Source organism: Polaribacter sp. (genome assembly GCF_051251875.1).
Lineage (GTDB): Bacteria > Bacteroidota > Bacteroidia > Flavobacteriales > Flavobacteriaceae > Polaribacter.
Map to the genome: position 1 here is coordinate 1 of NZ_JBPOGL010000052.1, position 13936 is coordinate 13936.

At 30.0% G+C, this 13936-nt stretch carries 12 protein-coding genes; 4 read left to right on the forward strand and 8 right to left on the reverse strand.

The features are described 5' to 3' along the window. Positions 1-84: 84 nt before the first annotated feature. A complete protein-coding gene (locus ACSHW5_RS16000) occupies positions 85-1290 on the reverse strand; it encodes a CAP domain-containing protein (protein ID WP_435677155.1) in 1206 nt (401 codons plus the stop codon). Positions 1291-1755: 465 nt separating this feature from the next. Here ACSHW5_RS16000 and ACSHW5_RS16005 point away from each other — a divergent pair, with 465 nt between their 5' ends. Further along, complete coding sequence (locus tag ACSHW5_RS16005; protein WP_435677156.1) at positions 1756-2625, forward strand: OmpA/MotB family protein; 870 nt, start codon at positions 1756-1758, stop codon at positions 2623-2625. 147 nt (positions 2626-2772) lie between these two features. Here ACSHW5_RS16005 and ACSHW5_RS16010 read toward each other — a convergent pair whose 3' ends face one another. Together ACSHW5_RS16010 and ACSHW5_RS16015 are read right to left on the reverse strand one after the other, a co-directional pair. After that, positions 2773-3762 carry an aldo/keto reductase gene (locus ACSHW5_RS16010; RefSeq protein ID WP_435677157.1) on the reverse strand — a complete coding sequence of 330 codons (990 nt, stop codon included), beginning with the start codon at positions 3760-3762 and terminating at the stop codon, positions 2773-2775. Continuing rightward, complete coding sequence (locus tag ACSHW5_RS16015; protein WP_435677158.1) at positions 3762-6659, reverse strand: FAD-binding and (Fe-S)-binding domain-containing protein; 2898 nt, start codon at positions 6657-6659, stop codon at positions 3762-3764. Before ACSHW5_RS16015 ends, ACSHW5_RS16010 begins: the two co-directional genes overlap by 1 nt. A gap of 334 nt (positions 6660-6993) precedes the next feature. Between ACSHW5_RS16015 and ACSHW5_RS16020 the strand changes: the two genes are divergently transcribed. Continuing rightward, the gene (locus ACSHW5_RS16020) at positions 6994-8061 is read left to right on the forward strand and encodes a Rossmann-like fold-containing protein (RefSeq protein WP_435677159.1); all 1068 of its coding nucleotides are present in this window, start codon (positions 6994-6996) and stop codon (positions 8059-8061) included. 218 nt (positions 8062-8279) lie between these two features. Here the strand turns inward: ACSHW5_RS16020 and ACSHW5_RS16025 are convergent, their stop codons facing one another. Both ACSHW5_RS16025 and ACSHW5_RS16030 read right to left on the reverse strand, forming a co-directional pair. After that, positions 8280-9455: an MFS transporter gene (locus ACSHW5_RS16025; RefSeq protein ID WP_435677160.1), complete on the reverse strand. Its 1176-nt coding sequence runs from the start codon at positions 9453-9455 to the stop codon at positions 8280-8282. Between the two features lie 157 nt (positions 9456-9612). Continuing rightward, the gene (locus tag ACSHW5_RS16030) at positions 9613-10239 is read right to left on the reverse strand and encodes a carbonic anhydrase (protein ID WP_435677161.1); all 627 of its coding nucleotides are present in this window, start codon (positions 10237-10239) and stop codon (positions 9613-9615) included. Positions 10240-10602: 363 nt separating this feature from the next. On the opposite strand from ACSHW5_RS16030, the gene ACSHW5_RS16035 reads away from it, so the two are divergent. After that, complete coding sequence (locus ACSHW5_RS16035; protein WP_076686390.1) at positions 10603-10761, forward strand: YqaE/Pmp3 family membrane protein; 159 nt, start codon at positions 10603-10605, stop codon at positions 10759-10761. On the opposite strand, the gene ACSHW5_RS16040 is transcribed toward ACSHW5_RS16035, so the two are convergent. The 3 genes from ACSHW5_RS16040 to ACSHW5_RS16050 are packed head-to-tail and all read right to left on the reverse strand — an operon-like array spanning position 10758 to position 12314. Next, positions 10758-11096: a tRNA-binding protein gene (locus ACSHW5_RS16040; protein ID WP_435677162.1), complete on the reverse strand. Its 339-nt coding sequence runs from the start codon at positions 11094-11096 to the stop codon at positions 10758-10760. The two genes, ACSHW5_RS16035 and ACSHW5_RS16040, sit on opposite strands and share 4 nt — an antisense overlap. Position 11097: 1 nt before the next feature. Then, entirely contained in the window at positions 11098-11634 is a 537-nt protein-coding gene (locus tag ACSHW5_RS16045; protein WP_435677163.1) for a YfiT family bacillithiol transferase, read from the reverse strand. Continuing rightward, entirely contained in the window at positions 11631-12314 is a 684-nt protein-coding gene (locus ACSHW5_RS16050) for a tetratricopeptide repeat protein (RefSeq protein ID WP_435677164.1), read from the reverse strand. Before ACSHW5_RS16050 ends, ACSHW5_RS16045 begins: the two co-directional genes overlap by 4 nt. Before the next feature lie 488 nt (positions 12315-12802). On the opposite strand from ACSHW5_RS16050, the gene ACSHW5_RS16055 reads away from it, so the two are divergent. Continuing rightward, complete coding sequence (locus tag ACSHW5_RS16055) at positions 12803-13723, forward strand: 1-phosphofructokinase family hexose kinase (protein ID WP_435677165.1); 921 nt, start codon at positions 12803-12805, stop codon at positions 13721-13723. Positions 13724-13936: the final 213 nt, after the last annotated feature.

Genomic DNA, 13936 nt, shown 5'->3' on the forward strand with positions numbered 1-13936 from the left:
GTTTTGTCCTTTAAAAATATTCATAATAATACTATATTTGTTGACTTTAAAGATATGAATTTAAATACTGACCTCTAATAATTTTTATTTATTAGACCAAACAATTTCTCTATTAGCGGAATACAAATTCAACCTTCCATTATTTTCTAAAACCAGTTTTACAGGTTTGTTGCTAGGAATTTTAAATTTATCATTAAAAAAGGGATGCGTTCTAGAAGCCCATTTTGCCTCATTATTTTGATTATAAACCACTAGGTTTCCATCCGATTGCAATTTTAAAACGCCACCAGAAAATCCGTAAGCCATAGAGCACCATTCGAAACTATTGTCTTGAGATTGGTAAATACATAAGTTTCCGTCATCTTGTAATGTTAGATAATATCCTTTGTTTTTAGAATACAATTTTTTACCAGCCACTAAAGATTGATTGCTATTTAGAAAGTTATTATTGTTAGTATCTCTGTTAGTGTTATTATCTTCATTTACAGAAGTGTTTTCATTTTCCGCCTTTTTAATACCAAAGACCTGTGCAGCAAACACAATTTTATCACCATTATTATTAACACCACAAGCTATGCCAAAACCAATGTATTGATAGTCTGTATTTTTCATATTTCTATTATGACCTGGAGATTTTCTCCAAGTTTCAAAAGCATCTTCTGCACATATTGATCCTCCACTTAAATTTTCTCCGCTACCAGAAAATGCATATTCTGTTCCTCTAGAATCTGTTAAAACGGTAGCATTTAAAGATTTTGCAGCATTTACCACTCTTTGAGATACGCTGTTGCCATCTGCAGAATGTGAGAGTTGAGCGTATGAATTTAAGTTCTTTACCATCCAATCTACATAGTCTTGAGCAGCTTTGTCTAAAACCGGGTCGCTTTGTAGTGCTTTTGTGCCATATTGTGCTCTGTAATTATTAATTATTGATAAACTTTCATTGTTGAATTTTATTTTATGCTCAGCTGTTACAGCATTGCAAGATGGGTTTTGATGTTGTAGTTTTTCATATTCATTTTCAGAAAAAACATTTTCTAATGAGTTTAACATAAATATGCTTCTTATTTCAGAGTTTGCTTTCGCTAATTCATATTTTCCGTCTTTTTTACCATCATAAATATATTTAACCCAAGTTTTTGGGCCTGAATTCCAATCTTTCGTTGACCATAGATATACAATATCTCCTATTTGAAAAGATTTTTCTTGAAAACAAGAAGATTGTGAAAACGTATTTCGAGTACTAAAAATACTCATACCAATAATTAAAAAGATGCAAATGTTTTTCATAGTAATTTAAGTTTTTATATTAATTAATAGGTTCCATAACTATTTAAAGTAATCTAATAGTTTTATTTAATAAATCTATAAAAATTAATTGAAATAGTAAGGATTCTTCAAGTTAGTTAATAATTCCTTATTAATATTGTATTTGTGAAGAAAAATTAGGAAAGCTTGTCTGAATTTACTGAAAGGTGTTTGTAAGTATAAAATGTTGGATTCAATATTTTGTAAATGTTTCTATTTGCCTTCTTAAATTTTGAGATGAATACAATAAATATGGGGTTTGTTTAGGGATTTTGTTTTCATAATTCTCGATTTTAAAGTTTAAAAAATAGTCAAATGTTCTTTAAAAACATAAAATGAAAAGCACTAGTTTTGCCAGAATAAAATAAATTAAATACTAATTTTTATAATAAAACGTATTTATAAAAGTTATTAGTGTTTTAATAAATCAACCAAAAACCCATAAAAATGAAAAAAGTAATTATTGCCCTTGTAGTAATCATCATTACCACAGCTTCTTGTGTTTCTAAAAAGAAGTATGTAGCATTAGAACAAAGGTTAAATGATACCAGAACTACTCTTCAAAAAACAACCATAGCGAAAGAAAATTTAGAAAATAAGTTTTCTGAAATTGAAAAAAGAGTTGTTACTTATAATAATAAAATAAATTCTTTAAAGGATGTAAATTCTTCCCTAGAAAAAGAAAATGATGTAAAGTTAGATATGGTAGGTAAAACAACTGTTATTTCTAACTCGATGAAAAGAAAGATGGTAGAAACATTAAAAAATGTAGACCCAGCAGAATTAGCCAATGCAAAAACGTTAACAGATTCATTAAACCTTGCTATTTCTTATAATTTGAAAAAATCAGTTGCTGGTTTTGAATTAGAAAACTCAGATGATATTAATATTGATATAGATCAGACAGTTGTTATGATTTCTGTTTCTGATAAATTATTATTTAACACAGCAAGTTATAAAGTAAATTCTAAAGCGAATAAATTATTAAAAAAATTGGCAGATGTTTTAAAGTCTGAACCAAGTTTAGATGTTATGATAGAAGGTCATACAGATTCTAGAACAATTAGTAATATTGCAGTGCAAGATAATTGGGATTTAAGTGTAAAAAGAGCGACTTCTATTGTGCGTCTTTTAGAGAAAAAATATCATGTAAATGGTAATAGATTAATTGCATCTGGTAGAGGAAGTACAATGCCTTTAGTAGCAAATACAACAAATGAAAATAGAGCTAAGAATAGAAGAACTAGAATTGTAATTCTACCTAACTTAGATAAGTTTTTTGCATTAATTGCTGGTGAAGAATTAGTAGAAAATTAAATAGTGTAAGTATGGTTTAAAAAAGCTCCTTTTTATAGGAGCTTTTTTAATGCCATAAATTTTCGATTATTATATGCAATATTTCGAAACAAAATAGCCCCTTCAGGTTTTTAAAACCAAAAGGGGCTTATAGTAATTTTCTGGTTGTTATTTTAATATTGCATTAATATTTGCTAATTCTTCTTCAGAAAAAACAGTATTTTCAGTAGCTTTTAAACTGTCTAAAATTTGTTCAGTTTTACTAGCTCCTATTAAAACAGAAGTAATTCTATCATCTTTTAAAATCCAAGAAATTGCCATTTGTGCTAAATTCTGATTTCTGTTTTTAGCAACTTCACGCAACGCTTTAATTTTTGGAAGCATTTCCATTACTTTATCCGTTTTTAAATAGCGTCCGTCTTTTACTGCTCTTGAGTCTTTTGGTAATCCATCTATATATTTATCGGTTAACATTCCTTGGGCCAAAGGAGAAAAACAAATGGCTCCCACGCCAGAATTTCCTAATAAATCGATCAATCCATCTTCTATCCAACGATCAAATAAACTATATCTGGGTTGATGAATTAAACACGGAGTTCCTAAGTCTTTTAAGATTTTAAAGGCCTTTTCTGCTTCTTTTGGTTGATAATTAGAAATACCAACGTACAAGGCTTTTCCTTGTCTTACTATTAAATCTAAAGCACCCATTGTTTCCTCTAAAGGTGTGTCATAATCGGGTCTGTGATGATAAAAAATATCAACATACTCTAAATTCATTCTTTGTAAACTTTGGTCTAAACTAGAAATTAAATATTTCTTAGAACCAAAATTTCCATAGGGACCTTCCCACATATCATAACCTGCTTTCGATGAAATAATCAATTCATCTCTATATTTTTTAAAATCCTTTTTTAAGATTTTACCAAATGTTTTTTCAGCAGAACCATAAGGTGGTCCGTAGTTATTTGCTAAATCAAAATGTGTAATTCCGTTATCAAACGCACATTTTAATAAATTTCTAGCGTTGTCAAAATCGTCTTTTTTACCAAAATTATGCCATAAACCTAAAGAAAGTTCGGGTAACAACAAACCGCTATTTCCTGTTCTTCTATAGTTTATTTTATGATATCTTTCTGAATCTGCTTTATATTTTGCCATTATACTAATGCTTCTTTTAAAATTGTGATTGGGTGTTTTGCAATGCGTTTTGTACCATCAAAAATTTGATGTCTACAACTTGTTCCGGCGGCAACAATTTGTGTTTCTTGGGGTGTATTTCTTATTTTTGGAAACAAAGTATCTTCACCTACTTGCATAGAAACTTTGTAATGCTCTTTTTCATATCCAAAAGAACCAGCCATTCCGCAACAACCAGAATTAATAATTGTTACAGAATAATTTTTAGGAATATTTAAAATTTGAAAACTTGCATGTGTTCCAGACAATGCTTTTTGATGACAATGTCCGTGAATTTTTAAGGTTTTAGCTGAGGTTGTAAATAAAGAAGTATCAATATTTCCTTTTTCTAGTTCTTTGGCTAAAAACTCTTCGAGTGTAAAACTGTTTTTTGCTATTTTTTCTGCGGATGATTTATCATCGGCTAAACGAATATATTCGTCTCTAAAACCTAAAATAGCCGAAGGTTCTATTCCTACCAACGGAGTTTTTTCTGTAATAATGTCTTTAAAAATAGCAACATTATTATTACAAATCGCTTTCGCTTCTTTTAAGAAACCTTTAGAAATATGACTTCTACCGCTTTCATCATGTTTAACGGTTTTTACTTCGTAGCCTAATTTTTCTAATAAAATAACAGCATCTTGTCCAATTTCCGCATCGTAAAAATTAGTAAACTCATCATTAAATAAATAAACCGCCTTTTTAGATGTTTTTGGGTGGTGTTTTTTTAACCAGCTTTCTAATGTTTGATTGGCTAATTTAGGAACTGAGCGTTCAACAGCTACTCCTAAAACCTTTTTAGCAAGTGTAGAATTGGTGAAAAAGTTAGTTATGGAAGGTGCTAGAGCTCCTAATTTATTGTATTTGGCATTATTTGCAAACATTTTATTTCTAAAAGAATACCCGTTTGTTTCTTGATATTGATATAAAAATTCTGCTTTCATTGTTGCAATATCCACATTACTTGGGCATTCTGTAGCGCAGGCTTTACAGCTTAAACACAAATCAAAAACTTGTTTTAATTCTGTATGATTAAATTTATTTGCTTGGTCTGAATTTGTTAAAAATTCTCGCAATGTATTTGCTCTTGCTCTGGTGGTGTCTTTTTCATCTTTTGTAGCTCTGTAACTTGGGCACATCGTTCCGCCAGCTTCTACAGGTTTTCTACAATCTCCAGTACCATTACATTTTTCTGCTAATTTTAGAATTCCTTCACTTTCAGAAAAATCTTGAATGGTTTTAATTTCTGGTTCTTTTCTATCTACTTCATATCTAAGACTTTCATCCATCGGAAAAGCATCTGTAATTTTTCCTTGGTTAAAAATATTATTTGGGTCAAAAGCTTTTTTTACTCTTCGTAATAACTGATAATTTTTATCACCAATCATTAATGGAATAAACTCTGCACGGACAATTCCATCTCCATGTTCTCCTGAAAAAGAACCTTGGTATTTTTTAACCAATTCTGCAGTTTCTGTAGTAATTTTTCTAAATAAAACTACATCTTCTTTTTTCTTAATATTCAAAATCGGACGCAAATGCAATTCACCAGCTCCGGCATGTGCATAATACACAGCGTTTTGTTGGTATTTAGCCATAATCTGAGTAAACTCTTCAATATAATTTGGCAAATCTTCTAAAGCAACAGCTGTATCTTCTATACAAGCAACCGCTTTTTTATCGCCAACAATATTTGCCAAAGCACCCAAACCAGCTTTACGTAAATAATGCACTTTTGCAATATCTGCTCCGTATACTTTTGGATGATGATATCCGAATTTATTCTTTTCTAAATCTGAAATTAAGTTATCTGCTAAAATTTCCGTTTCTTCTATGGTATTTGCAGAAACTTCTAACATTAAAATTGCTTCAGGATCTCCTTGTAAAAAGAACCTATTTTTTGCCAAATCACGATTGTTTTTTGTACAATCTAAAATTGTTTTGTCCATCAATTCACAATTGTATAAATTATGATTCATGGCAATTACAGTAGCATTTAAACTTTCGTTTATAGATTTAAAATGTGTACAAACCATAATACTTGCAGTAGGAGGTAGCGCATCTAACTGCAAGGTAATTGAGGTTGAAAAAGCCAAAGTACCTTCACTTCCTGCTAATAATTTTGCAACATTTATAGTAGTTGAAGTTCCGCCAAATAAATCTGAGCTTAATAACTCGTCAATTGCATAACCAGTACATCTTCTGTGAATGGTTTCTTTAGGAAACTCGTTTTTTATTTCTTGTTGATTTTCTGTGATAGTAAGTTCATCAAAAAGACTTTTATATATTTTCCCTTCTTGGGTGTTTTCTTTTGTTTTTTTGATAAATTCTGTTGATGAAATTTCCTTAAAAATAGCGGTGCTACCATCACTTAAAATGGCATCTATTTCTACTACCTTATCTCGCGTTACGCCATATTTTATAGAAGTACTTCCAGAGGAGTTGTTACCAACCATTCCGCCAATCATACAACGGTTAGAAGTTGAGGTATTTGGTCCAAAAAACAAACCGAAAGGTTTTAAATATACATTTAAAGAATCTCTTACAATTCCGGGTTGTAAAGTAATTGTTTTTGCTTTTTCATCAAAAGATATAATTTTTGTAAAATGTTTAGAAACATCCACAACAATACCTTCACCAACACATTGTCCTGCTAAAGAAGTACCAGCAGTTCTTGGTATTAAAGTAATCTTATTTTTAGTTGCAAAAGCAATTAAGGTTTTAATGTCTTTATCATCCTTTGGAAAAGCAACCGCTAAAGGAATTTTTCTGTAAACAGAAGCATCTGTTGCGTATAAAGTTTTATGTAAATTATCAAAAAGAACATCACCAGAAAGTGAGTTGTTTAAATTGTCTAAAGTAATATTGTCTATCATTATTTACTGTTGAAAAAGTAAGAATAAGAAACAAATATCCGAATAAAAAACTCATTATTTCTATCTCAAAAAACTTCTTTGGTTATTTTTATTAATTTTATAAAAAATGATTTAAAAAAGGGCTAATTTTCAAGGATAAAAAAATGGTATTTATAATTTTTTGCTATTTCTGTGAATAGTAAAGATACTAGGTTTTAAAAAGTATCTTTGCAAATTATTATTTGGTACACATTTGCATATATATTGTTGCTAAATTTTGATATGATTCCTAATATTAAAAAAACGAATTGCAAACATCAAGCATCTGCAATTTTAAATAATACCACATAAATTGATGAGTTCAGAGATACAAATTAACAAACCAAGACCAATTCGCCAAGGTGAAGATTTAATAAAATTTGATAGTAATACGGATGTAAGAGAAACACTTTATGCCATGAGAGAAGGTAAATCGGTTTTAATTACGGAATTTTATAGCAACGGAATGTTGCTTTTAAAAGAGTTGCAAAAACATTTAAAAATCCGTTTGCCAAATAAAACCATTAAAGAGCAACATGCATTTCGTGCGGAATATCATCGACTTTCTAATTTAATTTTATTGAAAATTATACATCAAAAAGTGGCAGTAGAGAAGGCGCCTAAAATTGGTTGGTTCGATAAATTGTATGCAAATAAAAATGAAATTTTATTAACGTTTCCAGAAGTTCAAAGATTAAACAGCACCTGGCAAAAGTATCAGAAAGGAATTAAAGTACCTGTATTAAGATACAAAGTGCATCCTTATTATGGCGTGTATTTTCCTACTCGTTTCGATCAATTAACATTGTTTGATAATTGGTTAAAACGGTATGAAGGACCTAAGAAATCTGCTATAGATGTAGGTATTGGTAGTGGTGTTTTGTCTTTTCAAATGGTGCAACATGGTTTTCAGAAGGTATTTGGTACAGATACAAATCCTAATGCAATTGTTGGTTTAAAAGAATTTATGGGAGACACAAAATTGTCTCGTAAAATAGAATTAGATTTTGGAAACCTTTTTGGTAAATGGGAAAAAGAATCCGAATTAATTGTTTTTAATCCGCCTTGGTTGCCAGCAATTTCGAATGAAGAAAATATAGACAAAGCTGTTTATTATAATAAGAATTTGTTTCCTAAGTTTTTTGCAGAAGCAAACAATAGATTGGCTGAAGGTGGTAAAATAGTAATTTTATTTTCTAATGCTGCACAAATTAAGAACCTCACAAAGGAAAATCCGATAGAAAAAGAATTGGCAAAAGGAATTCGTTTTAAATTAGAAAAATGTTTAAAGAAGACCATAAAACCTACGGTTGATAAAACAAAACGAAACAAAAAAGAGGCTGTTTTAGAAGAAGCTCAACTTTGGGTTTTAACCAAAGTTTAGAGAATTTTTTAGTGTATTTTATAAAGGATAGTAATTAATTTTGCTGTCCTTTTTTGTTTCATACAGCATTTAAAGAAAAGAGACAAAAAGTTCTCGATTCAAAATTTCTAAAAGGGAAATTTCACTCGAACTGACATTATTTGTTATTTGTCTTTATAGAGAATTGTCACATCGATTGATTTTGCTTTTCACAAAATTGTATCGAGATGTTTTTAATTTTACAAATGAACTTTTTTTCTCGAAAAAGTAAATAAACCCAAAATAGGTCCAATGGCTAATAGAAGATAAATAGCATTAGAATCTGTTATTTCTTTATAATTGCTTATTAATTGAATGCTAATAATAGTAATTGCAAAACCAATACAATTCACTATGGTAAGTGCCGTTCCTTTGTTTTGTGAAGCTACATTTTGAGCCACTAAAGTGGAAAATAAAGGAGAATCTGCAACAACTACCATCCCCCAAAAGAGTAAAAAAGCAATAAACAGATTTTGATGAGTTAGTTGAAACATCAAAGGAGAAATAAGGCAGCAAATACAAGAGAAAAATAAGGCTCCATAAGCAATGTTTTTTGGGCCAAATTTTACTGATAAATAACCTCCAAGTACGCAAGACAAACTTCCTGCTCCAATAATTATAAATGATAATAAAGGAATATTAAGCTGGGTGTTTGAATGCAAATTCTCATAGATTTTTAAAAGGATAGGTACAAATGTCCAGAAAGTATACAACTCCCACATATGTCCGAAATAACCAAAAGCAGCTTTTCTAAATTTTACATTTTTAAATATGGAAAAACAGATGGTAATATCTAGTTTTTTTCCGGCTTTTCTATAAGGACCATTGGGAACAAAAAGCAACATTAATAATCCACCAAAACTGGCTAAAATAGAGATAGATATGATAATAGTTTTCCAAGAAAACCCTTGCATTAGATCTTTAAGTAAATGCGGTAAGGCAGTTCCTAAAACCAATGCGCCTACCAAAAAACCTAAAGATTTTCCTAAGCCTTTATCAAAATAATCTGTGGCAATTTTCATTCCTACAGGGTAAATTCCTGCCAAGAAAAATCCGGTTAGAAAGCGCATGCCTATTAAAGTGTAAAAAGTTTGATTTTCAAAAATAAGTCTCAAGTTAAAAAATGCGCCTAATACTGCACAGAAAAAAAACACTTTAGAGGGCGAAAAACGGTCTGCAATGTTAAAGATAGCAAAGACTAAAGTACCCATAATAAAACCAAACTGTACAGCAGAGGTTAAATATCCTAAAGCAATGTCACTTAAGCTAAAATTTGTAACCAAATCGGTCATTACTCCGTTGCTAGCAAACCATAAAGATGTGCAGCAAAATTGAGAAATAATAATTACAGGAAGAATATGTTTTGATGTACTCATAAAGAGGGCGAAAGTACCAAAAAGCAAATTAAATTTTCTTAAAAACGGTTGGCTACTTTAATGAAATAATATAAACGGGTAACTTTTAACAGTAAATTAGCTTCATTTTTAAGTTTTAAACCTTCATCTGTATATTTTAAGCGCTGTATGTGTCTGATTATTCAAGGTGATAAATTTCCATCACATCTTTTAAAATTTTAGAAAAGTCAATTTTTAAATCGATAATTTTTCCAGAATGAATATCAAAAACCCAACCGTGTACTGTTAAACCTCTATCGCGAAAAGCTCTTTGAACTTCGGCTGTTTTTATCACATTAATACATTGTTCTTGTACATTTAATTCTACCAATCTTTTATAGCGTTGGTCTTCATCTTTAATTTCTCTTAATTCATCATTATGAGTGCGATATACATCTCTAATATTTCGCAACCAAGGATTTAAAATACCTAAATCTTTCGATTCCATTGCTGCTTTTACACCACCACAATAATAATGACCGCAAACAACAACATGATTGACTTTTAAATGTAAAACAGCATAATCAATCACAGACATGGCACTTAAATCTGTGTTAGGAACCATGTTGGCAATGTTTCTATGCACAAAAGCTTCGCCGGGTGATACACCCATTAATTCTTCCGCAGTTACTCTACTGTCAGAACATCCGATGTATAAAATATCTGGGTTTTGTCCTTTAGAAAGATTGTTAAAATAGTTTGGGTCTAGATTTAGTTTATTTTGAACCCAATTATGATTGTTTTTGAAAATCTGTTTTATATTCATTTAATTTTTTTTAACTGCTTTAGCGCAATATCTTTCTTGTAAAATTAGGGTAAAATGATTTGAACTTATAGGTTCTTGAGTGGTAGCCAAGTTATCTTTTTTTAAACTAACAAGCAAAGAAATTCTTTATTCTTCTACAGCAATAGCTGTGTTTCATTTTTTTATATCCAACGTAAATTTTTCACTATTTGTCCAAATAATTTTTGTTTTCCTATTCCCTCATTATCTATAGAATTTAGCTTAAAGCAGGTAAAATTACCAAGTGTTTATTTTTGCAACACTAAATTTTAAGGAGTTCTAATTTAAGTTTGTAACAATATTATTTTTGAATCGTCTTATTAATATAACCAACTACATATAAAAATGAGTTTTTTTAGAGTATTATTTGCCATTATTTTTCCGCCACTTTCTGTAATAGATAAAGGTTGTGGGTCTTTCTTTATTATCTTTTTACTAACCCTTTGTGGATGGATTCCTGGAGTCATTGGGGCTTTGGTAATTTTAAACAATCCAAAGAATTAAGAAACTTGTTCTCCGTTTTTAATTTCTTTAGAAGGTTGTAATAAAACCACGTCTCCTTCTGTATTATAAACACCAATCACCAAACATTCGCTCATAAAGTTGGCAATTTGTCTTGGTTTAAAGTTTACAATTACAGAAACTTGTTTGTTTAGTAAGTCTTCTTTTGTATATAAATCTGTTATTTGTGCACTCGATTTTTTAATGCCCAAAGCACCAAAATCAATTTTTAATTGATAAGCAGGTTTTCTGGCTTTCGGAAAATCATGTACTTCAATAATGGTTCCTATTCTAATATCAACCTTTAAAAAATCTTCAAAAGTAATTTCTTCTTTCATCTTATTTCCAACCTTCACGAATCATTAACTCTTCTATATGTGCAAAATGATGTTTGCAATGCCAAGCATAAATACAAATATTCTCTTTTAAGCTTATTTCTTCTTTTCCTGTTGGATGGATAAACGTTTTTTCTAATTCGGCGTCTGTTAAACCGCGTAAAAAATAAACCCATTTAGAGTGTAAAGCCTTTAAGGCGTCTATTGTTAAAAATACCGGAGCAGATTTAGAATCGTGTAATTCTGCCCAACGTTCTTCAAAATACGCTTTAATTACAGGTTTGTCTTCTGTTAATGCCCATTTAAAACGCGTGTAAGAATTATGATGACTGTCATAACAATGATGTATCACTTGTCTAATGGTCCAACCATTTTCTCTGTATTTAGTATTTAGTTGATTGTCAGAAAGTTCTTTGATTAGGAATTCTAATTCTTGCGGAAATCTTTCTAAAATGGAAATCCAATCTTCAATATTTTTCTTGGTTATGTTTTCAGGAATATTTGTTTTTCCTATCGGATATTTTAATTCTTCTAGTGTCATTTATTTTTTGTTATTTTTTTCAAAAAACGTTTAGAATTTCTGTTTTCTGGATTTATTGATAACGCTTTTTTAAAGTTGATAATTGCATTTACGGTATCCTTTTTTAAAAAATATGCTTCTCCTAAACTATCAAAAACGTTTGAATTTTCTGGGTATAAGATAGTATTTATTTTAAAAATTTCTAGAGCGGCATCAAAATCATTTTTTTTAATTAATTTATATCCTAAACTATTTAAAGCGTGTTGTCTTATAATAGGGCTTAAAGAATCTTGTTTTTGAATTAATTTATACGCTTGTAAAGCTTTATCAAATTGCTGTGCTTCAAAATATTCATTTGGTGTTTTTTCATCAACATGCATTTTTTTAAAATAATATAAAACACCTTTATGTTCTTTTTTTTCTGCCAATTCTATATGCATTTCTGGCGTACTTGTAAAAATTATCTTTTCATTTAATGCCTTCATATAAAAAGAACTGTCGTTTACTTTTAGCAATTCTATGGCATCATTTCCTCTCCATTTTGCATGTAATATTTTTTCTTTAAAATAGATTTCTAGTACTTCATTGGCATTAAATAAATAGCGTCCTTGGGTTTTTGCAATAAATTCATCAGTATTTTTTTGAGAAGTACAACTGGCTAATAGTATAAGTAGTAAGAAAGAAGGTAAAAATTTTTTCATGGTAAGTTGGTTATAATGCATACATTCTTTTAGACGATCAAGGCATCAGTTTTGTTACAGTGTTTTGGTAGTAAATTTAAGATGAATCAATTTATTTGTCAAAGAATGCGCACTATATTTTTGCAGAAGCTACTTCCTGTTTAGAATTTATCTTGAGCGAAGTCACAAAGCAATATTTTTTATTCTTGTTATTACGAAGTTTACTTTTTTATAAACTTAATAATCTCTTTTTAAGTTAACATATTGCTTCAACATTTTAAAAAGAGCATAAAAAAGGTTAAAAGGATGAGCAGTTTTTGGGCCCGTTTCTATAAAAGGTAAGCTAGTTTGTTCATTATTTTAAAAAACAGAAAACTTTTATTTATTAGGGTGGCTTACCAAAAAAGTGTAATACATGGACTTTGTTTTAAACCATAGAAAAAACAACAATAAAAAAGTGCAACTATTTTTTAAAAAACTATCTTTACTATCACCCAAAAAAGAGACCAATGAAAGTAGTAACACTTACCATAAATCCGGCTTTAGACAAAAGTGCAAAAGTGGCGGAAATGACCCCTTTTGATAAATTAGAATGTTCAGATATTACCTATCATCCAGGAGGTGGAGGCGTTAATATTTCAAGAGTTTTACATCGCTTAGCTATAGATAGTTGTTGTTTGTTTCCTTACGGAGGCAAAACAGGAGAACATTTAAAGGACTTATTAAAAGCGCAACATATCAATGTTTTTGCAACTCCAATTTCAATTTGGACTAGAGAAAATTTTGCGGTTTTTGATGTGAAAACTGGTTTGCAATTCAGATTCGGAATGCCAACAACTCCTTTTGTAGAAGCAGAAATGGTATCTATAGAAAAGTTGATAAATGAACAAGTAGCCAATAACGATATTTTTGTAATTAGTGGAAGTTTGCCAATCGGTTTACCAACAGATTATTACTCTAATATCATTCAAAACTTAACAGCTAAAGGAGTAAAGGTTATTGTAGATACTTCTGGTCCCGTTTTTAATGAAGTTTTAAAAAACGAGTTGTTTTTAATAAAACCCAATCAAAAAGAATTGGCGCGTTTAGCAGGAAAAGAAAGTTTAACTAAAGACGAACAAGAAGCATTTGCATTAAAGATGGTTGCTGATAAAAAAGCAAAATTTGTGGTAGTTTCTTTAGGGAAAGATGGCGCATTTATGGCGCATAAAAATGGAATTGAAACAGTGAGTGCTCCTGTAATTTCTGTAAAAAGTACTATTGGCGCTGGAGACAGTATGGTTGCAGGTTTAATTTATGCTGTAGCTAAAAATGAAACTCCAAAAAACATATTACGTTGGGGTGTTGCTTGTGGCGTATCGGCAACGTTAAGTGAAGGATCTGATTTGGCACACAAAGAAAATATTGATAAAATTTTGAAACTAGTTTAAGCCTTTTTCTATCATTTTTTGAAGCTATTTCCTACTTAACATTTATTTTGATCGAAGTCGAAAAACGATGACTTTTTATTCTTGACATTGCGAAGTTTACTATTTTGTAAACTGCGGAATTCTCTTTTTAGTTAAGAGATTGCTTCGTTCCTAGCAATGACAACTAGTTTTGTTTTACGTTTAGTTTTGTCATTCCGAATGAGGTACGAAGAG